Here is a 19,150-nt window from a genome sequence, read left to right as displayed (position 1 = left end):
GAGCTTTCTGAACAAGTCCCGACGGAAGTATTTGTCGTTTCGCTTCCGCCTCCCCGGGCCCGACCGATCCATTGCAGACCGATCGGGTGGCAAGTGTCAATGACTGGAACGTCCGGTCATTTCCAGCGCCATGTCACTGGCGTAGCTGTCGGTCATGCCAGCGATGAAATCGATCATTCGCAGGAATGACGCGTGCAGAGGGCCGTGCGGATCCGGCGCATTGTTCCCCAGCAAATCGAGAATTCGACGACTCTTGAACGACGGTGTGCGGCCGTTGTGCTGTTCCAGGGCTGCACCACAGAACGCGTTAAGCAGAATTTCCAGGGTCGTGTAGGCGCCGATCTCATGCAGGGTCTTGCGCTTGTCCTGGAAGATTTTCTTGCGGGCGATGTCCTTGGCGTTCAGCACGCAGCGCTTGGCCGGACCGTGCATATGTTCCACCAGATCCCCCGGCAGCGTACCGGCCAGCAATGCGTCCTGCTGTTCGACGAAGGCCCGGGCGGCGGCGTTGGTCAGGTGCTCGATGGCCTTGCCGCGCAGGATCGCCAGTTTGCGCCGGCGTGAATCCTGCGGGCCGAGCTGACGATAGGTTTCCGGCAGATCATCGCCTACCAGGCCAAGCAGCAGCGACTCGACTTCGGCGTACTCCAGCAGCTCCATTTCCAGGCCATCTTCCAGATCGATCAAGGCGTAACAGATGTCGTCCGCCGCCTCCATCAGATACACCAGCGGATGGCGCGCCCAGCGTTGCTCCTCCAGTTGCGGCAGACCGAGTTTGTGAGCGATCTGCTCAAGCAACGGCAGCTCGCTCTGATAGCAGCCGAATTTGTGCTTCTTGTAACCGAGGGAGTCGGCGTGACGGGCGGTCCACGGGTACTTCAGGTAGGTGCCGAGGGTGGCGTAGGTCAACCGGGTTCCGCCGTCGAACTGGTGGTATTCCAGCTGCGTGAGCACTCGGAAACCCTGGGCATTGCCCTCGAAGTTCAGGAAGTCGCCGCGCTCGGCGTCACTCATCGCGTCCAGCCAGCCGCGCCCGGCAGCCTGCTGGAACCAGTGACGGATCGCGTCTTCGCCGGAGTGGCCGAACGGTGGATTACCGATATCGTGCGCCAGGCAGGCCGACTGGACCACCATGCCCAGATCGCTAGGTTCGCACCATTCGGGCAGGGCGCGGCGCAGGGTTTCGCCGACGCGCATGCCCAGCGAGCGGCCGACGCAACTGACTTCCAGCGAATGGGTCAGGCGCGTGTGAATGTGGTCGTTGCTCGACACCGGATGCACCTGGGTCTTGCGCCCCAGGCGGCGGAAGGCGCCAGAGAAAATGATACGGTCATGGTCTTTATGGAACGGGCTGCGGCCAAGTTCCTGCGGGCTGTGCAACGGTTTGCCGAGACGTTCGCGGTTGAGCAGGGTATGCCAATCCAAGGCTGATTCTCTCCGTCGGGTGACTGGTTCCCTAGCTTCCCGGTTCAGGCTGGCATCTGCAAGCGCAACTACAAGCCCGCAGCATCGATGTCGATCAGCAGCAGGCGCTCGCCGTTATCGAAAAACTGTCCGGCGGTCAGGCAATATTGATTGCTGGTGGCATCGCGATAGGTGTTGGAAAGGGTCAGTCGCCGTTCTTCCCAGCCCTCAGCCAGCAGATGATAGAAGTACGGTCGCCACGACCAGTTGTGACCCAGGTAGCGATTGTCGGCGACCCAGCCGCTGGAGCGCCATTCCAGGTTCGGCGTCAGTTGGGTGCCGTGACGGTCGCATTGGTAAAAACGCAGCAGCCACGGGAAGGCATCGAGCTGCGGCAGGGCACTGAGCGGGGCACGGGCCTGGGCCCAGGTTTGCAGGATGGTCATGAGTTCACTGAGTTGCTGGCGCATGAACATCCATTTGCTGCGTTCGGCCAGCTTCTGACGCACATACGACTGGCGCAGGCCGGCGAAGCGTTCAACGAAGTCATTGGTACCGAAAAGCGCCTCCTGTGCCCGGGCGAACAGAAAACCCTGAACGTAGCGCGATCCACATTCCAGCGCAAAATTCAGTTGCGCATCGGTTTCCACGCCTTCGGCAATGATCCAGCAGCCGGTTTTTTCGGCCATTTGCGCGAGGGCCTTGACCACGTCGCTGCTTGGCCCGCCCAGTGCGGCCGCCTGAAACAGGCGCATGTCGAGTTTGAGAATGTCCGGTTGCAGCGCCAGCACTCGATCGAGCTGCGAATAACCGGCGCCAAAATCGTCGATGGCGATCCGGGCGCCGGCATCGCGATAGCGTGCCACGACTTCGCTCAGGCGCTGACTGTTACCGCCGAGTTCGGTGATCTCGAAAACAATCCGTTGCGGGTCGATACCATGCCGGGCGAGCTGTTTCAGGCTCGGCAGTGCCTGGTCGGCCCGCAAGCGACTGATCCAGCGCGGTGACATGTTCAGGCTGAGAAACCAGTCCGGCGGTGCTTCGTGCAATCGGCTCAGCGCGTTGTCGCGTATCTGCCGATCCAGTCGGCGCAGCGCGATGGCCGGTGTACGCGGGTCGGCGAACAGCGGTCCGACGGATGCCAGTTGGCCATCGGCCTGACGCAGACGACCCAGTGCCTCGACGCCGGCAATGCGTCCGGTGGCGGTATCGATGAAGGGTTGAAAGCAGGCGAGCGGTTGCCCGTCGATCACGGGGCCTCCTTGTCGTTCTTGTTCTGGTCGAATTCTGCCGGCCGGATAGGCAAGCGGGATTGAACCTCCGGATAAGAGATTCAATCCCGCTGGTGTTGCAAGAATGCAGCCAGATGCGAGGGTTTCAGCGCTTGTTCGAACTCTGCATGACCAGCTTGATCAGCGGAGCGAGGCTGGTGCCGAGGCGGATCAGGCGGGTCAAGCCGCCGACACCACCGTTTTTGGCCCCTTTACCGGTGATGAAGCCCAGCAGCGTCACGGCCGCCACGCCCCATAACGGCGCGTGCTTGATGCCGAAACCGCCCTGCAGGTTTTGCGTCATGCCACGCATGCGTTGCAGAGGTTGCAGTACCTGGCCGGTTTCGTGGCGGATTTCCTGACGATGCATTTCCATGCGCAGACGGATCAGTGCCTTGCGCATTTCCCGGCGTGAGCTGTTGTGCGGAAGTTCAGGCAGGCTCATGGCAGCAGGCGCTCCCGGTCATTGGCCAGTTCTTCCAGCGTGCCGTGGAAGGGCGAGGATTCATCGAAGATTGCGGCCTTCAGACGCAGCGCGCAAAAGATTGCCGCCAGGGTGTAGAACACGCACAGACCAATGATTGCAGCCAGGCGATACGTATCCCAGAACACGATCAGTACGAGGGTCGACAGGCCGACCAGCAACAGCAGCGCAAACACCAGCGCCAGGCCGGCGAACAGCAACAGACTGACGGTGCGTGCTTTCTGTTCCTGCAGTTCGATGCCGAACAACTCGACATGGCTGTGCAGCAGACCGAGAACGGCAGCACCCAGACGACGCGTGGAGGAGGCGGTGCCCGAGTTCGGGCCGGATTCACCGATCGACATGATCAGCGCCGCGTGGCCAGCAGGCCAATCAGGAAGCCGACGCCAGCAGCAATGCCCACCGATTGCCAAGGGTTGGTCGACACATATTCCTCGGTCGCGGTGACCGCCGCCTGACCGCGCTCGCGCAGGGTGTCTTCGGTCAGCTTCAGGGTTTCCCGCGCGCGCAGCAGGCTTTCGTGGATCTGTTCGCGCAGCTCGTCAGCCTGATCACCGGCCAGCGTGGCGGTGTGCTCCAGCAAGCGTTCAGTGTCGCTGACCAGGGTCTGGAAGTCGTTCATCAGGATTTCTTGAGCAGTCTTTGCCTTGATGCTGGCCATGGGGGATCTCCGTAAGTGGCGTTCTGAAGCGGTGTTCTGAAGCGTTCGAGTATGAGCCAAGAGTGAAGGTTCAGTGCAAATGGCTGGTACAACTTTTGCTGTGTCGTGGTGCGTCGATCGGTGGCAGTGCGCTGTTGCCGGGCGCGAAGCCGGGCAGAGCAAGGCCCGGATGATGAAGGTTCATGTCAGCCCATCGACCTTGTGCGCCAAAGCGGTTCACCGACCTACCGGATCAGTGACTGCGTGGTCGCAACTTGGTGCATGAAATGTGCGCATGAACCGCTTTGGTGCCTTTTTCAGCCTCGGGTCTGCCTCCTCATGGAAAATCTGCAAAGCGCTGTGGACACGCTGGTCCACAGTTCCAATACGTTGTTCATTCTGATCGGTGCAGTCATGGTTCTGGCCATGCACGCCGGTTTCGCGTTTCTGGAGGTCGGAACGGTTCGCCAGAAAAACCAGGTCAACGCACTGTCGAAGATTCTCAGCGACTTCGCGGTGTCGACCCTGGCCTATTTCTTTATAGGCTACTGGCTTTCGTATGGTGTGACCTTCCTGCAACCGGCGGCGGTGCTCAGTGCCGATCATGGTTATGGACTGGTGAAGTTTTTCTTCCTGCTGACCTTTGCAGCGGCGATCCCGGCGATCATTTCCGGCGGCATCGCCGAGCGGGCGCGGTTTGTGCCGCAACTGTGCGCCACGGCGCTGATCGTAGCGTTCATCTACCCGTTTTTCGAAGGGATGATCTGGAACGGCAACTACGGTCTGCAAGCCTGGCTGACCGCGCAGTTTGGCGCCGCTTTCCATGACTTTGCAGGTTCGGTGGTGGTGCATGCCATGGGCGGCTGGCTGGCGTTGGCGGCAGTGCTGCTGCTCGGGCCGCGCAACGGACGCTATCGTGACGGCAAGCTGGTCGCGTTCGCGCCGTCGAGCATTCCGTTTCTGGCCTTGGGTTCGTGGATTCTGATCGTCGGCTGGTTTGGCTTCAACGTGATGAGCGCGCAGACTCTGCAAGGGGTCAGCGGACTGGTGGCGGTCAACTCGCTGATGGCGATGGTCGGCGGCACGGTGGCGGCGTTGATCGTCGGGCGCAACGATCCGGGCTTCCTGCACAACGGCCCGTTGGCCGGGTTGGTGGCGGTGTGCGCCGGTTCCGACCTGATGCACCCGGTCGGCGCGCTGATGACCGGCGCGATTGCCGGTGCCCTGTTTGTCTGGTGCTTCACGGCGGCGCAGGTCAAATGGCGGATCGACGATGTGCTGGGTGTCTGGCCATTGCACGGTCTGTGTGGCGTGTGGGGCGGCATTGCCTGCGGAATTTTCGGCTCGACCGCGCTGGGTGGGCTCGGTGGTGTCAGCCTGATCAGCCAGTTGATCGGCACCGCCCTTGGAGTGGCGGTGGCGTTGATCGGCGGTTTCGCCGTGTACGGCTCGATCAAGGCGCTGCATGGTCTGCGCCTGAGCCAGGAACAGGAGTACTACGGCGCTGACCTGTCGCTGCACAAGATCGGCGCGGTGAGCCAGGACTAGGTCTCTTCATCGTCGGCTCCGGGGTAAAAACCGTGAAGCAGGCGATAACGATCAATGCGCACCTGATCGACTTTCTCCTGCACCCGGTGCGCGGGAAACCCAAGCAGGATCAGGGCATGGGAACCGAGCATCAGGCTCGACTCCAGCAGTTCCGGCACCACTTCGCTGGCGCCGGCTGCTTTCAACTCGGCCGACTGGCTGTCGTCCCGGGTTCGCACCAGGATCGGCACGGTCGGGTTGAGGCGTCGGGCCTCCTTGAGAACCCGCAGGGCCACGTCGGCTTGGTCCACGGCAATCACCAGCAATCTGGCGCGCAATAAGCCGACGGCGATCAAAAGATCGCCGCGGGTTGAATCGCCGTAGTGGACGTCGCGTTCGGCGGTGGCGGCTTCCTGGATCCGCACCGGATCGTTGTCCAGCGCGACGTAGGTTTGCCCGGCATTGCGCATGAAGCGTCCGATCGACTGGCCGACACGGCCGTAGCCACAGATCACCACATGCCCGTCGAACCCGGCATTGAGGGCACTGATTTCCTCGATCTGTGCTTCCTGATTGGGCTTGCGGTGCAGGGCGGCGGCGATGCGTGGAGCGGCGCGTAACAGCAGGGGTGTCAGCAGCATCGAGCAGAACGTGGCGGCGAGCAGCAGGGCACCGAGTTCGGCGGGGAGTAGCCGTGTCTGTTGCATCTGCGCCATCAGGGCGAAGCAGAACTCACCGCCCTGGGCGAGGGCAAGGCCGCTGCGCCAGGCCGTTTCACTGTCGCTGCCGCGCCATTTCACCAACAGCGCCACCACCAGACCTTTGATAACCAGTAATCCCAGAGTCATGCCGATAATCAGCAGGCTGTGGCTGGCAAACAGTTGCAGGTCGATCAGCATGCCGATGCTGACGAAAAACAGTCCCAGCAGAATGTCGCGAAACGGCCGGATATCGGCCTCGATCTGATGCCGGTAATGGCTCTCGCCCAGCAGCATGCCCGCGAGGAAGGCGCCGAGGGCCGGAGACAGGCCCAGCAGGTGGGTCAGCCAGGCTGTCAGCAATACGATCACCAGGGCCAGCAGCACGAACAGCTCCGGCGAGCGCGACGCCGCGACTTCCTGGAACAGGCGGGGCAGCAGCCAGCGGCTGGCCAGCAACAAACCGAAAAACAGCAATACGGTCTTCAACAAGGTCAGGGGCAGCGCCCAGTACCAGGCCTGATCACTGCTGCCGGCGAATACCGGTACCAGCGTGAGCAGCAATACGGCTACCACATCCTGAAACAACAGAACGCCGACGGCGTTCTGGCCGTGGCTGCTGAAGATTTCGCCGAGACTGCCCAATTCCTTGGTCACAATCGCCGTGGATGACAGCGACAGGCCGGCGCCCAGCAGCAAGGCCGGTATGGCCGGCATGCCCAGCAGCATCAGCACGCTTCCCAGCAAAAGTGTGGTGATCACTACCTGCTGGCTGCCCAGACGGAAAACCACCTGGCGCAGGGCAATCATTTTCGACAGAGAGAATTCCAGCCCCAGGGAAAACAGCAGAAACACCACGCCCAGTTCGGCAAGATCCGGCAAGTGTTCGCTTTCATTGATCCAGTCGAACGCCTTCGGCCCGACCATCAACCCCACACACAGGTAGCCCAGCACAGGGGGCAGGCGCAGGCGTCGGAACAGGGCAATCATCACCAGGGACGACGCCAGAATGATCAGCAGATTGGCAAACACAAGACACTCCGGGACAGGTCAGGCTCTTCAAGCGTAGAGGTAAAAAACACCGGAGCATCGCGTAAATGGCGATTTTGTGGGCTGATTTACATCAGGGTTTTACGAGGGGCGGGATCGAACCCGGAGGGTGGGTCGACGGGCTTTGCGGGCAAGCCTAGAATGATCACTCGATTTTTGGGGTTGAGCGCACATGCTTCCTGAATGCCAGTTGTTCGGCACCCTGGGGTGCCATTTGTGTGAAGTCGCGGAGGCCGAACTGATGCCGTTTGTCGAGCATGGTCTGCTGGTTGAGCTGGTGGATATTGCTGACGATGAATCGTGGTTCGAGGCCTACAGCCTGCGGATCCCGGTCTTGCGCAGGGTCGATACCGGCGCGGAACTGGGATGGCCATTCAGTGCCGATCAGGTGGTGGCCTTCCTGCGTTGAGGTTTTTTTATTTTCTGCGTTGATGGCGCTCGTCACCTTCGCTCAATCACGGCTTGGCACTGTTCGGGTTATTCGGTTACTGTATGCGCATACAGTAATTGGATTGGCCTGCCATGCCGTTTTCGGGCATTCATCGGGGCAAGCCGGATGTCAGAGGGAGCAACCGTGGTCAATGTCGAACAGTTGAAAAGCAGCGTGAACGGGATGTCGATTGACGTGGTGAGCGAGGCCGTTCGCGAATTGCGCCTGGACGGTCTGGTCACGGAAGGCAAGACACCCTTCAACAAGCTGCATTTCAATACGTGTTTTGCCGAGATCGAAGCCTTGTTCCAGCGTGCTGGCTATCACAAGCAACTGGATGTGGTCGGATATCAGGGACTTCTGTACGCCTTGTACGATCCGGGCCGCTGGGAGGCCGTGGATGTGTTGCGCTGGCTCAAAGAGTTCACCGAGGCGGCGGCGCTCAAATCGATCCCCGCCTGATTCTGCGCTAGGTCTGCTGCGTTCGGTGTTGGATAATGCCGTTCTGCTTTGAGGGTTCGAGTTCTCCATATGTCCAGTACGCCCACGTTTTCCGCCGCACAGAATCAGGCCAGCACGCTTTATCTGCCCCCCGGTAACTGGCGGACAGTGCTCGACTGTCTGTGTGAGCATTTCAGTGCCATCGGGCGCGACCAGTGGCTGGATCGAATCGCCCGGGGGCGGGTGCTTGATGGCCACGGCCAACCAATCGCGCTGGATTTGCCTTACAAAGAAGGGCTGCGTATTCACTACTTTCGAGAAGTGCCGGATGAAAAGCCGATCCCGGTAGTCGAGTCGATCCTGTATGCGGACGATCATCTGGTGGTGGCGGACAAGCCGCATTTCCTTCCTGTGACCCCGGCAGGCGAGTACGTCGAACAGACGTTGCTTCGCCGGTTGATCCGGCGTCTGGACAATCCTCATCTGGTGCCGCTGCACCGGATTGACCGGCACACGGCTGGGCTGGTGATTTTCTCTGCCAACCCGCAGACGCGGTCGGCGTATCAGTCGCTGTTCCCGACGCGGCAGATCGAGAAGCGCTATGAGGCCATTGCTGCCGCGCTGCCCGGGCTGGAATTCCCGTTGGTGCACAAGAGTCGCATGATCGATGGCGAACCGTTTTTCCGCATGCAGGAAGGGCCGGGTGTGAGTAACACCGAAACGGCGGTGGAGGTGCGTGAAAAGAATGGTGACCTATGGCGGTACGGCCTCTATCCGGTAACCGGCAAGAAGCATCAGCTGCGGGTACACATGACGGCGCTCGGGGCGAGCATCTGCAATGATCCGTTTTACCCTGAAGTGCTCAAAGACGCGGTGGATGATTATGCCAATCCGCTGAAACTCCTGGCGCAAGGCCTGCGGTTCATTGATCCGGTTACGGGAGAGCCCCGTGAGTTCGAGAGCCGCATAACGCTGGATTGGTGATCCCGACATCGATCCTTTTCGGTCAGATACGAAAAAGCCCGCATATTGCGGGCTTTTCTGTATCGGGTGTCGAACTGAAAAATCAGAGCTCTTTGACAGTACGAACCTGATCCTTGTTGATGCGAGTGTGCTTGCCGTCCAGTTGTTCGAATTCGTAGAAGCCCGAATCTTCATCATACTTGGGGGCGTCGACAGCCTGGATTTCGCGACCGTCATTCAAGGTGATCACTGTTGGCGAAGCGCAACCGGCGAGGGTGGCGAGGCCCAGTGCGAGCATGAAAGTGGCGAGGGTCCGTTGAGTCATGAGTGTGTCTCCGAAGGGAAATTCTTTTGGTTACTGAGCTTGAGACGTATACAAGGCGTGCAAGTTCCTTGAATGCTGTCAGTCTGACACAGTGTTGTGTGAACTCAACAGTTCAGGGGTGTTGAGGTTAGCCAGGCGTGGGTCGTTGTCAGGGCAAATCAGGGCCTGGGCATCAAGGTCGCGCATCAGCCGGCCGGGGCTGCGTTCTCCCGCGTTCCAGGCTCTTTCGAATGCGGGCAGGAGTGCCGCGGGAATCACGCAAAGCAGGGGCTCCCAATGTTCGTCATGTCGCAACATTAAAGGTTTTTCAGGATTCAGACCGGCCGCCTCGCGCATGTCTCGCAACAGCGCAAGATCGATTCGCGGCACATCGCAGGGCAGCACCAGCAGATGGGGGTGGCGAGCGGCTTTCAGACCCGCAAGTATTCCAGCCAGCGGGCCGGGAAAATCTTCCTCGTCATCGCTCACCAGTTGGTCGGCAAAGGGTGCATAGCGCTCACGATTGCGGTTGCACGAAATGATCAGATCATCTGTCATCGGACGAACCTTGCGCTGCAGATGCGCAATCAGCGGTTCACCGTGCCATTGCACAAGTCCCTTGTCCTGTCCGCCCATTCGCTGACCGCGTCCACCCGCCAGCAGCAGGACGGAGCAGGGTGATAATGGCGTGTTCGAGGTCATGGCAGCTCTCCGCAGGGGCGGCGTAAAAAGGGGGCGCTGTGATATAACACCGGGCTGTTTCTCCTACAACTGGACGAGCCTATGAAAGCCAAGGCTGATGTGCCTTTCGCACCACTCAATATCGCGGTGCTGACGGTCAGCGACACCCGAACCCTGGAAACCGATACTTCCGGTCAGGTCTTCGTCGACCGCTTGATGGCCGCAGGTCACCATCTGGCGCAGCGGGTGCTGCTCAAAGATGACCTGTACAAAATCCGTGCGCAAGTCGCTCAGTGGATTGCCGATGACGTCGTGCAAGTGGTGCTGATTACCGGCGGAACCGGTTTCACCGGCCGCGACAGCACCCCGGAAGCGGTCGCTTGCCTGCTGGACAAGCAGGTTGATGGTTTTGGTGAGCTGTTCCGCCAGATCTCGGTGGCCGACATCGGCACCTCCACCGTGCAATCCCGGGCTTTGGCGGGACTGGCCAATGGCACGCTGGTCTGCTGCCTGCCAGGTTCAACCAACGCGGTCCGTACCGGTTGGGACGGCATACTCGCCGAGCAACTGGACTCACGTCACCGCCCGTGCAATTTCGTCACTCATCTGAAACAGGCGGCGCCTTGTGAATCCCGTGGGTAAGCCGGGCAAGACCGGCAGCCTGATGCCTGTCGAAGCGGCATTGGCGCGGTTGCTGGAAATGGCCGAGGGCTCGCGGATTGTCGAGAGCGAGTTTTTGCCACTGGCGCAGGTTCAAGGGCGGGTGCTGGCGCAGGATCTGGTTTCGACACTGGATCTGCCGCCATGGCCGAACAGCGCCATGGACGGTTATGCCTTGAATCTGGCCGACTGGACCGGCGAGCCGATGCCGGTCAGTCAGAAGATCTTTGCCGGACAGGCGCCCGAGCCCTTGAAGCCGGGTACCTGTGCCCGGATCTTTACCGGCGCGCCGGTGCCTGCGGGTGCCGACTGTGTCGAGATGCAGGAAAACGTCGAGATTCATGCCGATGAGCGCGTGAGGTTCATCGAAACGATGGTGGCCGGGCAGAACATTCGCCCGCAAGGGCAGGAAACGACTGTCGGGGAATTGGTCCTGGCCGCCGGAACCCGGCTGGGGCCGATCGAACAGGGGCTGGCCGCATCGCTGGGTTGTGCAGAGCTCGAAGTGGTTCGCCGGGTTCGTGTGGCGGTGCTGTCCACGGGGAGCGAATTAGTCGAACCGGGCACAACACTGGGGCCGGGACAGATCTACAACAGCAATCGGGTGTTGTTGTGCAGCTGGTTGCAGCGTTTGGGATGTGAAGTGGTGGATGCCGGTATTCTGCCTGATGACCTGTACATCACCCGTGAGCGACTTGGAGAGCTGCAGAATGTAGACCTTATTCTGTCGACCGGTGGCGTATCGGTCGGAGAAGCGGATTTCCTTGGAATTGCATTGAGGGAAGAGGGTGAGCTGACCCTCTGGAAACTGGCAATCAAACCCGGCAAGCCGCTGACGGTCGGACATTTTCGTGGCGTTCCGGTGATTGGATTGCCGGGAAATCCTGCCTCGACACTGGTGACTTTTGCCTTGTTGACCCGACCTTACCTGTTGCGTCGCCAAGGCGTGCAGGATGTCGAGCCGCTGAAGTTTTCAGTCCCAGCAGGATTTGTCTGGCCTCAGGCCGGTAACCGTCGTGAATTTCTGCGTGGTCGCCTGGAGCAGGGACTGGCGATTATCTACCGTAACCAGAGTTCGGGTGTTCTGCGCAGCGCTGCCTGGGCCGAGGGGTTGGTGGAAGTGCAGGAAGGGCGAGTCTTGGCCAAGGGAGACCAGGTGCCATTCATTCCACTCAGCGAGCTTCTCGATTGATTGCAGGCATTTGAAAGGCAGGCACAGTCGCTAAACGATGCCTGCCTTTCAACGGGTCAACGGCCGAGCAGTGTGACGAGCTGATCAAACCGGCTGTTGGCAATCCAGCCCAGCAGTCCGAGCACCATCGCTGTCGCACCTGCCGAGTAGGCAAGACGGTGTTTGATGGCTTTGACGTCGCCTCTGACTTCGTCCATGTCACGTCGAATGTACTTGAGGTGGGTTTCCAGCTCGATGACGCGCGTTTCCATATCGTTTTCTCCAGTATTTCTGGCGTTGCATTTGAATTCGTCTTTAATACTGGCGCGACTGTCGGAGAGAGAGGCAACCGGACTCACGGATACTCTTGCTTCATGGCTTTGCATGGAAACACCCGCCTGATGTGATGGGGTTTTGTGGGCAAATGCCGGAATGCAAATTGTCGAAAGTCCTGAAACTGTATGCACTCATTACATGCACATCCTTGTGTAATTGAATTGAAGATTGCTGACGCCGCCACACGTTCTACCAATGACCAGGCTTGGTCAATTGAGCTGATTCCTTATGTTCTGTACGAAAAATTACCGGTTATGTAGGACGGGCAGGACTGGCTTCAGGAATTAATCAGAAGGCGTGCGACTTTTTTACCCGCGCTGAGGGTCAAGATATCTTGTACTGATTCAATTCCGGGAGTAATCGAAATGAGTGAACGCAAGGCATTGTTGATCCTGCATGGCAAGCAGGCACTCAACGAGGCGGTTCGTGCCGCTGTCGAGAACAAGCGAAAGCAGGGCTGGGAACTGGCTGTGCGCCTGACCTGGGAAGCTGGCGATGCCCAGCGACTGGTAACGGAGGCGCTGGCGGCGGGATATCGCCAGATCATCGCCGGTGGTGGAGATGGCACTCTGCGTGACATTGCCGAAGCGCTGGCGGCCCAGCCGGGAAAAGCCGCTCTGGTGCTTTTACCGCTGGGAACTGCCAACGACTTTTCCCACGCGGCGGGTATTCCGCTGGAGCCGGCCGAGGCGCTTGAGTTGCTTGAAGCGCCCGCCCACGATATCGATCTGGGTGAAGTCGGCGGGCAGATCTTCCTGAACATGGCGACTGGGGGATTCGGCAGCCAGGTAACGGCCAATACGTCGGAAGATCTGAAAAAGGTGTTGGGTGGCGCAGCCTATCTGTTCACCGGTTTGACGCGGTTCAGTGAACTGCATGCCGCTTACGGTGAATTGCAGGGGCCGGATTTTCATTGGCAGGGCGAGTTGCTGGCTCTTGGTATCGGAAATGGTCGTCAGGCCGGCGGCGGACACGTGTTGTGCCCCGAAGCGCTGGTGGACGACGGTCTCTTGGATATCAGCATCCTGCCGGCGCCGCAGGAGTTGGTTGGCACGCTGAAAAATCTGCTCAGCGACGGCTTCGGCATCGACAACATGTTTGTGCGCGCCCGTTTGCCATGGGTTGAAATCAAGGTCGCCGAAGGGCTTTACATCAATCTCGACGGCGAGCCACTGGAGGGCGAAAGTTTGCGGTTTGCGGCGCGCGCCGGGGCGTTGCGTGTGCATCTGCCGAAGGATTCGCCGCTGTTGAGCGCAACGCCTCGACTCAGTCGTCCAGACTGATGATCTGTTCACGCACGGCAAACAGCACCAGGCCCGCCACATCGTAGATCTGCAGGCGTTTCATGATCTGCGAACGGTGGGTTTCCACGGTCTTGATGCTCAGGCCCAGCCCATTGGCGATTTCCCGTGTGGATTTGCCACGCACGATCAAGCGCAGGATTTCCAGCTGGCGAGCCGTCAGGTTGTGTGATTCGGCGACTTCCGGCTGCTGCTTGAGATTACGGGTCAGTGCCTGATTGATCACGGTATGGGCGATGGCAGGACTCAAATAGCGCTCGTTGTTGCGCAGCGCTTCCAGTGCATGTTCGAGCTCGGTGGCCGTGGTGTCCTTGAGCAGATAGCCGTGAGCACCGGACTCCAGCGCCTGCATGATCAGCGCGGGGTCGGTGTGCATCGACAGAATCAGCACTTTGGCGTGCGGGCGTACGCGTCTGAGCCGTTGCAGGGCCTCCAGACCGCCGGTTTCTTTCATGGAAATATCCAGCAATACGATATCGGGAGACAGCAGCTCGACCATCTCAAGCAACTGCGAGCCGTCATTGGCCTCGCCGATAACCGCATAACCGGGAATATCCAGTACCAGGGCGCGCACGCCGGCCCTGATCAGCGAGTGGTCATCCACCAGAAGTAAGTTACAAGTCAACGCATAACCTTATTCGTACTGGCCCGCTCGAGTGCACGGGGCGCCCAGGGGAATAGTGCTTCGATTTGAGTACCTTTGCCGGGCTCGCTGGTCACACTGAGTGTGCCGCCCAGTTGCTCGATGCGTTCGGCCATCCCGGCCATGCCCCGTTGTCCTTCACGACCTGGATTGGCCGCCGGGGAAAATCCCAGACCATCATCGCTGATCAGCAGGGTCAGACCCTGTGGCAGGCGTTGCACGCGGATCAACAGGTTTTTGGCCTGCGCGTGGCGAAGGATGTTGGTCACCGCTTCCTGAGTGATGCGAAAGGCGGCGACGGCCATTTCTTCGGGGATTCCATTCAGGCGCTGCTGGCAGTCCAGACTCCAGTGCACCGAAGTATTGGTCAGTACCTTGAGCAGGTGTGCACGCAGGCTCGCTTCCAGACCAAGGCTGGTCAATTGCCGTGGGTTGAGAATGGCCGAAACGTCGCGCACCTTATTGAGGGTTTCTTCCAGCGTCTCGCAAAGTACCGAACAGTGTTCCTGCATGTCCGCGGGCAAGCGACGCTTGAGCCATTCGCTTTGCAGTTTGGCGGCCGTCAGCAACTGGCCGATATCGTCATGCAGTTCACGGCTCAGGCGATGGCGCTCGTTTTCCTGGACTTCCAGCAAACGGTCGGCCAGTTCCTGAGGCTGGAACTTGATGGATTTGCGCGACAGGCGATGTTGTGTCCAGACGCAGCCCGCAGCCGCCACATTGATCAGCAGCAGGCCGAGCGGCAGCTGCGCTGACAATCCATAGGTCAACAGACTGCCCAGAGCCGAACCTGTACACAGCAGAAGTGTGAACCTGCGGGCATTTTCTCGGGAGGGAGGCCATGTGGTGATTGACTTGAGGCTGGCGTACATAGCGGATGGAGCCAATGGATGTTCGCTGCGGGCAGACCGGTCAGAAAGGCTGGCGGTCTCTGTCTGGAAAACTGTCATTCAGGTTGTTGATTTCAAAATGGTTCAGTGATCGATAATTGAGCGCCAAGTTCGGTGGTGACCGATCATCGAAGCCACAATGCCATTAACTGAAACAACTAACGGGCGGCATAATACCACTTAACATACCGTTGGTCGCGTTTGGCCTATATGTCCAAAGAGTCAGGAAACAGGCCATGTTGGACGAAGGTTCCATAATGGAAAGTTGAAATACCTGATCCGATAATTATCGATGCGGTCGCAAGTTTTCTTTTACACAGGAAAACCCTGATATCAGCAGAGGGTAGTCTGCATTCAGTGAGCGTAATTATTTATTGGGGGGTGTCGCAGGCAGGCATGAACTATTCATTAGCGACATTCGACTGCGAAAGCTGACCGGCTCAAACGGCCCAAGGCGTGCCCGGTTACGCTTGCCGTTCCGACCAGGCTACGAGGGTCAGGGACTTGCCAGTGTGCGGCAATTGAAAGTGGGTCTGGCCGACCTGGCAGGCAAAGGCTTCGATCAGCGACGCCTGCTCGCTTTCATCCAAGCCTAATTGGCCGGTACTTGGGTCAACCAGTTCCAGTTGCCAGGCCATCAGGGTGAAGCAGTCTTTGAGCGCTTCCAGGGCCTGCGCATGCAGATCCACATGATCCTGAACCTGGGTGAGCAGGCCATGCAGGTGCAGGGAAAATTCGGATATCGCCTCAAGTGCCAGGGCATCGGCCTTGTTTGCCAATTTGAGGAGAGTACTGAGCATGCAGTCAATCGCGTCCCTGTCATTGCTGATCAGCTGCAAGTGACTGAGGCATTCTTCAGACTTGGCCAGGAGCGTTTCAGCCTCGACGAGAAATTCGGGGAACCGCTGCGCCCAGTCACTACGGTCGTTCGGCATGCTTATCTCCACCACGTCATGTCTGATGAGGGAATGCCGTGTGTGTCGACGATCGTGAACCGTCGCGAGACCGCGCCCCGGTGTGCATTGGCACAGACCTGGGGTTTCAAGAGGATGTGTTTCCACTGAACTGCGATCGCACACAATAGCCTGACTCCGTTCATGCAATGAGAATGGCGTCACATTAATGGCTATTGGATATCGCGAACATCAGGTTGGGCCTGATTGTCACTAGGGGATTCCCTTAGGCACGGGAACCTGTGGCGCAAATCGGGGTCGCGCCGAAGAGAATGTAGCAGATGATTTCACCGAGCCAGTAAAGCATGATGTTAATGTGACATCAATGCTTGTGCATGGCATTTTGTTGGTGATTTGTGACGGGATCAAGATCCGCCAGATTCAGCCGATAACCCCCAATAGTGAATTCATCAGAACAAGCCCAGGAGTCATTGATGGCCGGCATTCTCGACACGGTAGACCAACGCACGCAACTGGTGGGTGAGAATCGCCTGGAAATTCTCATGTTTCGACTGGCCGGACGCCAATTGTTCGCGATCAACGTGTTCAAGGTTCAGGAAGTCCTGCAACTGCCGAAGCTGACCCTGATGCCCCAGCGTCACCCGTTTGTCTGCGGTGTGGTCAACCTGCGTGGCCAGACGCTGCCAGTGATCGACCTGTCCCAGGCGATCGGCATGCGCCCGCTGGTGCCGGGCCCGAACAGCACGATCATCGTTACCGAGTACAACCGTTCGGTGCAGGCGTTCCTCGTCGGTGGCGTGGATCGCATCGTCAACATGAACTGGGAAGCCATTCTGCCGCCACCGACCAGTGCCGGTCGCCAGCATTACCTGACAGCCATCAGTAAGGTCGACGATCAACTGGTGGAAATCATCGACGTCGAGAAAGTCCTCGCCGAAATCGTGCCGTACAACGCCAAGGTCTCCCGCGACAAACTGGACGATCCGGTGCTGGAACGCGCCCGTGGCCGCGAAGTGTTGCTGGTGGACGACTCCAACGTGGCGCTCTCGCAATTGCGCGACACCCTCGGCCAGTTGGGCGTGAAGATGCACATCGCCAGCGACGGCCTTAAAGCCCTGAACATGCTCAAGGCCTGGGCGGACACCGGGGTGAACATGACCGACAAACTGCTGATGGTGTTCACCGACGCCGAAATGCCGGAGATGGACGGCTATCGCCTGACCACCGAAATCCGCAACGACCCGCGCCTGCGTGGCCTGTATGTGGTGCTGCACACTTCGCTGTCCGGCAGCTTCAACGATTCGATGGTGAAGAAGGTCGGGTGCGACAATTTCCTCTCCAAGTTCCAGCCGGACAAATTGGTCGACGTGGTGCGCCAGCGTCTGATGCTCGACGAAGTACCGGCCTGATCAACCTGTCGAGGCTGACCTCGCGTCAGCCTTTGATTCGCTGACAAAGCTCGTATAGGGTGGCGTTTTTGACCCACCAGGGAGCTGGCCATGCTGCGTCTGAGCGCGCTTTATCGTTACCCGTTGAAATCCGCCAAGGGCGAGGTCCTGCAAGGGATCGGCCTGGACAAACTGGGGCTTGAGGGCGACCGACGCTGGATGCTGGTGGACGAGGCCAGCGGACGGTTCCTGACCCAGCGTGCCGAAGCGAAAATGAGCCAGCTCTCGGCGCTGTGGAACGCCAGCGGTGGCCTGACGCTCAGCGCGCCGGGGCACTCGGCAATCGATGTCGCCTTGCCTGGCAGCGACGACGACCTGCGTGGCGTGACCATCTGGCGCGATACCTTGCGCGTACCGGATGCCGGTGAAGAGGCGGCCCGTTGGGTCAGCGATTTCATCGGCAAACCGACGCGCCTGGTGCAAGTGCCGCTTGAACGCGCTCGTACGACTCAGGCCGGGTACGGCAACGACGACGATCAAGTGGCGTTCGCCGACGGCTTTCCACTGTTGCTGATTGGTGAGGCATCACTGCAACACCTGTCGCAGGAAGTCGGGCGCCCTCTGGAAATGCTGCGGTTCCGGCCGAATCTGGTGATCGAAGGCAGTGATGCTTACGCCGAGGATGGCTGGAAGCGGATTCGGATCGGCGATGTCGAGTTCCGCGTGGTCAAGTCCTGCTCGCGGTGCATTCTCACCACGATCGATCCGCAGACCGGTGAGCGCAGCGCTGACCGCGAGCCGCTGGCAACCTTACAGAAGACCCGCGCCCAGGCCGACGGCGCGATGTTTGGCCAGAACCTGGTCAATGACAGCAATGGCCGGCTTGAAATCGGCATGCCGGTGGAAATCCTCGAATAACCGCTCCTGAAACGAAAAATGCCCGTGTCCTTGGACACGGGCATTTTTCATGACCGCAGGAAACCGTGGTTTCAGCCGCGGTATTCGCACAGGTAGGCGGTGTCGACGGCGACTTTCAGCTGGAACTTGCTGTTGGCTGGCACGTTGAACTGGCTACCGGCAGCGAAAGTTTCCCAGTCGCTGCTGTCCGGCAGTTTGACGGTCAGTGCGCCCGAAACCACGTGCATGATTTCACGCTGGCTGGTGCCGAATTCGTATTCGCCCGGGGCCATGACGCCGATGGTCGCAGGGCCTTCAGCAGTGCCAAAAGCGATCGACTTGACGGTGCCGTCGAAGTACTCGTTGACTTTAAACATGGGCGATTCCTCTCGAAAAGGGCTTAAAAAGGTCGGCCAGTATGCACAAGGCTTCTGGCGCCGTCACCTGCGCTAGAGCGGCAGCACCAACGGCAATAATCGGGCGGTATTGCGCGCATCTTCCAGCGCCCGGTGCTGTTGACCGTTGAACTGCATGCCCGCCAGTTGCAACGCGCCATTGAGGCCCAGCGGCCGTTCGAGGCGTCGGGCCTTGGCAAAGCGCTGTTTCAGATTCATGTGCGGCACCCGGCTCAGGGCGCTGTCGAGTTGCAGTCGCTGCCATTCCTGAAGCAACTGCTTGCGATCGTAATCGCCCCAGCTGGCCCAGCCTTCAAGGCGTGTCTGGTGCTGACCGAGCCAGCGTTCGAACGCCGGCCACACTTCACTCAACGGCTGCGCTGCGTCGATGTTGGCCTGGGTGATGTGCGTGAGTTCGCGGCAAAACGGCGTCAACAAGGGGCGCCGCGTCGGTTTGACGAAGCGCTGAAAGTGATCCTGCTCGCGACCCGCGCGATCCACCAGGGTCGCGCCGATCTCGATGATCTCCATCTCCGTAACCGGCCAGCCACCCTCATCGGTGGTGGCTTCCAGATCTATGACCAGCCAATGGGGCATCGCAGGGTTCCTGATTTCCGCGTCCTGATTATTCAGAGCGTAGCCAAACCTTGCGAATGCGCGCG

General features: G+C 59.4%; 23 protein-coding genes. 9 read left to right on the top strand and 14 right to left on the bottom strand.

Translation table 11 applies throughout. The features are described 5' to 3' along the window. Positions 1-96 precede the first annotated feature (96 nt). The 5 genes from CAF77_RS18985 to CAF77_RS18965 all read right to left on the bottom strand — a co-directional run bounded on the left by CAF77_RS18985 (position 97) and on the right by CAF77_RS18965 (position 3,820). Positions 97-1,425 (bottom strand): deoxyguanosinetriphosphate triphosphohydrolase, encoded by a 1,329-nt coding sequence (locus tag CAF77_RS18985; RefSeq protein WP_064383277.1) that lies wholly within the window; start codon positions 1,423-1,425, stop codon positions 97-99. Positions 1,426-1,493: 68 nt separating this feature from the next. After that, positions 1,494-2,657 carry an EAL domain-containing protein gene (locus tag CAF77_RS18980; protein WP_064383275.1) on the bottom strand — a complete coding sequence of 388 codons (1,164 nt, stop codon included), beginning with the start codon at positions 2,655-2,657 and terminating at the stop codon, positions 1,494-1,496. Positions 2,658-2,781: 124 nt separating this feature from the next. Next, complete coding sequence (locus CAF77_RS18975) at positions 2,782-3,120, bottom strand: hypothetical protein (protein ID WP_064383273.1); 339 nt, start codon at positions 3,118-3,120, stop codon at positions 2,782-2,784. Then, positions 3,117-3,503 (bottom strand): phage holin family protein, encoded by a 387-nt coding sequence (locus tag CAF77_RS18970; RefSeq protein ID WP_011335280.1) that lies wholly within the window; start codon positions 3,501-3,503, stop codon positions 3,117-3,119. Before CAF77_RS18970 ends, CAF77_RS18975 begins: the two co-directional genes overlap by 4 nt. A gap of 2 nt (positions 3,504-3,505) precedes the next feature. Further along, a complete protein-coding gene (locus CAF77_RS18965) occupies positions 3,506-3,820 on the bottom strand; it encodes a YqjD family protein (RefSeq protein WP_064383271.1) in 315 nt (104 codons plus the stop codon). Between the two features lie 318 nt (positions 3,821-4,138). Here CAF77_RS18965 and CAF77_RS18960 point away from each other — a divergent pair, with 318 nt between their 5' ends. Then, on the top strand, positions 4,139-5,347 hold the full coding sequence (locus tag CAF77_RS18960; protein ID WP_064383270.1) for an ammonium transporter: 1,209 nt from the start codon (positions 4,139-4,141) through the stop codon (positions 5,345-5,347). Here the strand turns inward: CAF77_RS18960 and CAF77_RS18955 are convergent. Beyond that, entirely contained in the window at positions 5,344-7,056 is a 1,713-nt protein-coding gene (locus tag CAF77_RS18955; RefSeq protein ID WP_085655137.1) for a monovalent cation:proton antiporter-2 (CPA2) family protein, read from the bottom strand. The two genes, CAF77_RS18960 and CAF77_RS18955, sit on opposite strands and share 4 nt — an antisense overlap. Before the next feature lie 190 nt (positions 7,057-7,246). Between CAF77_RS18955 and CAF77_RS18950 the strand changes: the two genes are divergently transcribed. The 3 genes from CAF77_RS18950 to CAF77_RS18940 all read left to right on the top strand — a co-directional run bounded on the left by CAF77_RS18950 (position 7,247) and on the right by CAF77_RS18940 (position 8,929). Further along, the gene (locus tag CAF77_RS18950) at positions 7,247-7,483 is read left to right on the top strand and encodes a glutaredoxin family protein (protein ID WP_007955734.1); all 237 of its coding nucleotides are present in this window, start codon (positions 7,247-7,249) and stop codon (positions 7,481-7,483) included. 165 nt (positions 7,484-7,648) lie between these two features. Further along, positions 7,649-7,966: a transcriptional regulator gene (locus CAF77_RS18945; protein ID WP_085655135.1), complete on the top strand. Its 318-nt coding sequence runs from the start codon at positions 7,649-7,651 to the stop codon at positions 7,964-7,966. Between the two features lie 69 nt (positions 7,967-8,035). Beyond that, a complete protein-coding gene (locus tag CAF77_RS18940; RefSeq protein ID WP_064383265.1) occupies positions 8,036-8,929 on the top strand; it encodes a pseudouridine synthase in 894 nt (297 codons plus the stop codon). An 82-nt stretch (positions 8,930-9,011) separates the two neighbouring features. Here CAF77_RS18940 and CAF77_RS18935 read toward each other — a convergent pair whose 3' ends face one another. Next, positions 9,012-9,233: a YgdI/YgdR family lipoprotein gene (locus tag CAF77_RS18935; protein WP_039770418.1), complete on the bottom strand. Its 222-nt coding sequence runs from the start codon at positions 9,231-9,233 to the stop codon at positions 9,012-9,014. A gap of 78 nt (positions 9,234-9,311) precedes the next feature. After that, positions 9,312-9,914: a molybdenum cofactor guanylyltransferase MobA gene (gene mobA / locus CAF77_RS18930; protein WP_085655133.1), complete on the bottom strand. Its 603-nt coding sequence runs from the start codon at positions 9,912-9,914 to the stop codon at positions 9,312-9,314. A gap of 81 nt (positions 9,915-9,995) precedes the next feature. On the opposite strand from mobA, the gene moaB reads away from it, so the two are divergent. Together moaB and glp are read left to right on the top strand one after the other, a co-directional pair. After that, on the top strand, positions 9,996-10,535 hold the full coding sequence (moaB, locus tag CAF77_RS18925) for a molybdenum cofactor biosynthesis protein B (protein ID WP_064383262.1): 540 nt from the start codon (positions 9,996-9,998) through the stop codon (positions 10,533-10,535). Next, positions 10,519-11,745 (top strand): gephyrin-like molybdotransferase Glp, encoded by a 1,227-nt coding sequence (gene glp, locus CAF77_RS18920; RefSeq protein WP_085655131.1) that lies wholly within the window; start codon positions 10,519-10,521, stop codon positions 11,743-11,745. The genes moaB and glp overlap by 17 nt, the downstream gene beginning before the upstream one ends. Before the next feature lie 56 nt (positions 11,746-11,801). Here the strand turns inward: glp and CAF77_RS29375 are convergent, their stop codons facing one another. Further along, entirely contained in the window at positions 11,802-12,110 is a 309-nt protein-coding gene (locus CAF77_RS29375; RefSeq protein ID WP_170928973.1) for a hypothetical protein, read from the bottom strand. Between the two features lie 315 nt (positions 12,111-12,425). On the opposite strand from CAF77_RS29375, the gene yegS reads away from it, so the two are divergent. Beyond that, positions 12,426-13,343, top strand: coding sequence for a lipid kinase YegS (yegS, locus tag CAF77_RS18910; protein WP_085655128.1), 918 nt, complete (start codon positions 12,426-12,428; stop codon positions 13,341-13,343). Here the strand turns inward: yegS and CAF77_RS18905 are convergent. From CAF77_RS18905 to CAF77_RS18895, 3 genes are all read right to left on the bottom strand, one after another. Beyond that, the gene (locus CAF77_RS18905; protein WP_007955750.1) at positions 13,327-13,986 is read right to left on the bottom strand and encodes a response regulator transcription factor; all 660 of its coding nucleotides are present in this window, start codon (positions 13,984-13,986) and stop codon (positions 13,327-13,329) included. The two genes, yegS and CAF77_RS18905, sit on opposite strands and share 17 nt — an antisense overlap. Further along, entirely contained in the window at positions 13,983-14,876 is an 894-nt protein-coding gene (locus CAF77_RS18900) for a sensor histidine kinase (RefSeq protein WP_041475383.1), read from the bottom strand. The genes CAF77_RS18905 and CAF77_RS18900 overlap by 4 nt, the downstream gene beginning before the upstream one ends. Before the next feature lie 482 nt (positions 14,877-15,358). After that, the gene (locus CAF77_RS18895) at positions 15,359-15,829 is read right to left on the bottom strand and encodes a hypothetical protein (protein WP_011335268.1); all 471 of its coding nucleotides are present in this window, start codon (positions 15,827-15,829) and stop codon (positions 15,359-15,361) included. A gap of 452 nt (positions 15,830-16,281) precedes the next feature. Between CAF77_RS18895 and CAF77_RS18890 the strand changes: the two genes are divergently transcribed. Both CAF77_RS18890 and CAF77_RS18885 read left to right on the top strand, forming a co-directional pair. After that, entirely contained in the window at positions 16,282-17,217 is a 936-nt protein-coding gene (locus CAF77_RS18890) for a chemotaxis protein CheV (RefSeq protein WP_003226705.1), read from the top strand. A gap of 90 nt (positions 17,218-17,307) precedes the next feature. Continuing rightward, positions 17,308-18,114, top strand: a complete 807-nt coding sequence (locus CAF77_RS18885) for an MOSC domain-containing protein (protein WP_064383254.1) — start codon at positions 17,308-17,310, stop codon at positions 18,112-18,114. A gap of 71 nt (positions 18,115-18,185) precedes the next feature. Here the strand turns inward: CAF77_RS18885 and CAF77_RS18880 are convergent, their stop codons facing one another. Further along, complete coding sequence (locus CAF77_RS18880; RefSeq protein ID WP_007940055.1) at positions 18,186-18,470, bottom strand: pyrimidine/purine nucleoside phosphorylase; 285 nt, start codon at positions 18,468-18,470, stop codon at positions 18,186-18,188. Between the two features lie 72 nt (positions 18,471-18,542). Continuing rightward, positions 18,543-19,085, bottom strand: a complete 543-nt coding sequence (locus CAF77_RS18875; RefSeq protein ID WP_064383252.1) for an exonuclease domain-containing protein — start codon at positions 19,083-19,085, stop codon at positions 18,543-18,545. Between the last annotated feature and the right edge of the window lie 65 nt (positions 19,086-19,150).

Origin of the sequence: Pseudomonas sp. R15(2017) (genome assembly GCF_002112685.1) — a bacterium.
Classification (GTDB): Bacteria; Pseudomonadota; Gammaproteobacteria; order Pseudomonadales; family Pseudomonadaceae; genus Aquipseudomonas; species Aquipseudomonas glycinae.
Note: the sequence above shows the minus strand (reverse complement) of the source record. Positions and strands in the feature narration are given on the sequence as shown.

Bases quoted from the DNA above. Each gene is read 5' to 3' on its own strand.
- CAF77_RS18975 (WP_064383273.1), bottom strand. From the start codon at position 3,120: ATGAGCCTGCCTGAACTTCCGCACAACAGCTCACGCCGGGAAATGCGC.
- CAF77_RS18970 (WP_011335280.1), bottom strand. From the start codon at position 3,503: ATGTCGATCGGTGAATCCGGCCCGAACTCGGGCACCGCCTCCTCCACG.
- CAF77_RS18965 (WP_064383271.1), bottom strand. From the start codon at position 3,820: ATGGCCAGCATCAAGGCAAAGACTGCTCAAGAAATCCTGATGAACGAC.
- CAF77_RS18960 (WP_064383270.1), top strand. From the start codon at position 4,139: ATGGAAAATCTGCAAAGCGCTGTGGACACGCTGGTCCACAGTTCCAAT.
- CAF77_RS18950 (WP_007955734.1), top strand. From the start codon at position 7,247: ATGCTTCCTGAATGCCAGTTGTTCGGCACCCTGGGGTGCCATTTGTGT.
- CAF77_RS18940 (WP_064383265.1), top strand. From the start codon at position 8,036: ATGTCCAGTACGCCCACGTTTTCCGCCGCACAGAATCAGGCCAGCACG.
- CAF77_RS18935 (WP_039770418.1), bottom strand. From the start codon at position 9,233: ATGACTCAACGGACCCTCGCCACTTTCATGCTCGCACTGGGCCTCGCC.
- mobA (WP_085655133.1), bottom strand. From the start codon at position 9,914: ATGACCTCGAACACGCCATTATCACCCTGCTCCGTCCTGCTGCTGGCG.
- moaB (WP_064383262.1), top strand. From the start codon at position 9,996: ATGAAAGCCAAGGCTGATGTGCCTTTCGCACCACTCAATATCGCGGTG.
- CAF77_RS29375 (WP_170928973.1), bottom strand. From the start codon at position 12,110: ATGCAAAGCCATGAAGCAAGAGTATCCGTGAGTCCGGTTGCCTCTCTC.
- yegS (WP_085655128.1), top strand. From the start codon at position 12,426: ATGAGTGAACGCAAGGCATTGTTGATCCTGCATGGCAAGCAGGCACTC.
- CAF77_RS18900 (WP_041475383.1), bottom strand. From the start codon at position 14,876: ATGTACGCCAGCCTCAAGTCAATCACCACATGGCCTCCCTCCCGAGAA.
- CAF77_RS18895 (WP_011335268.1), bottom strand. From the start codon at position 15,829: ATGCCGAACGACCGTAGTGACTGGGCGCAGCGGTTCCCCGAATTTCTC.
- CAF77_RS18890 (WP_003226705.1), top strand. From the start codon at position 16,282: ATGGCCGGCATTCTCGACACGGTAGACCAACGCACGCAACTGGTGGGT.
- CAF77_RS18885 (WP_064383254.1), top strand. From the start codon at position 17,308: ATGCTGCGTCTGAGCGCGCTTTATCGTTACCCGTTGAAATCCGCCAAG.
- CAF77_RS18880 (WP_007940055.1), bottom strand. From the start codon at position 18,470: ATGTTTAAAGTCAACGAGTACTTCGACGGCACCGTCAAGTCGATCGCT.
- CAF77_RS18875 (WP_064383252.1), bottom strand. From the start codon at position 19,085: ATGCCCCATTGGCTGGTCATAGATCTGGAAGCCACCACCGATGAGGGT.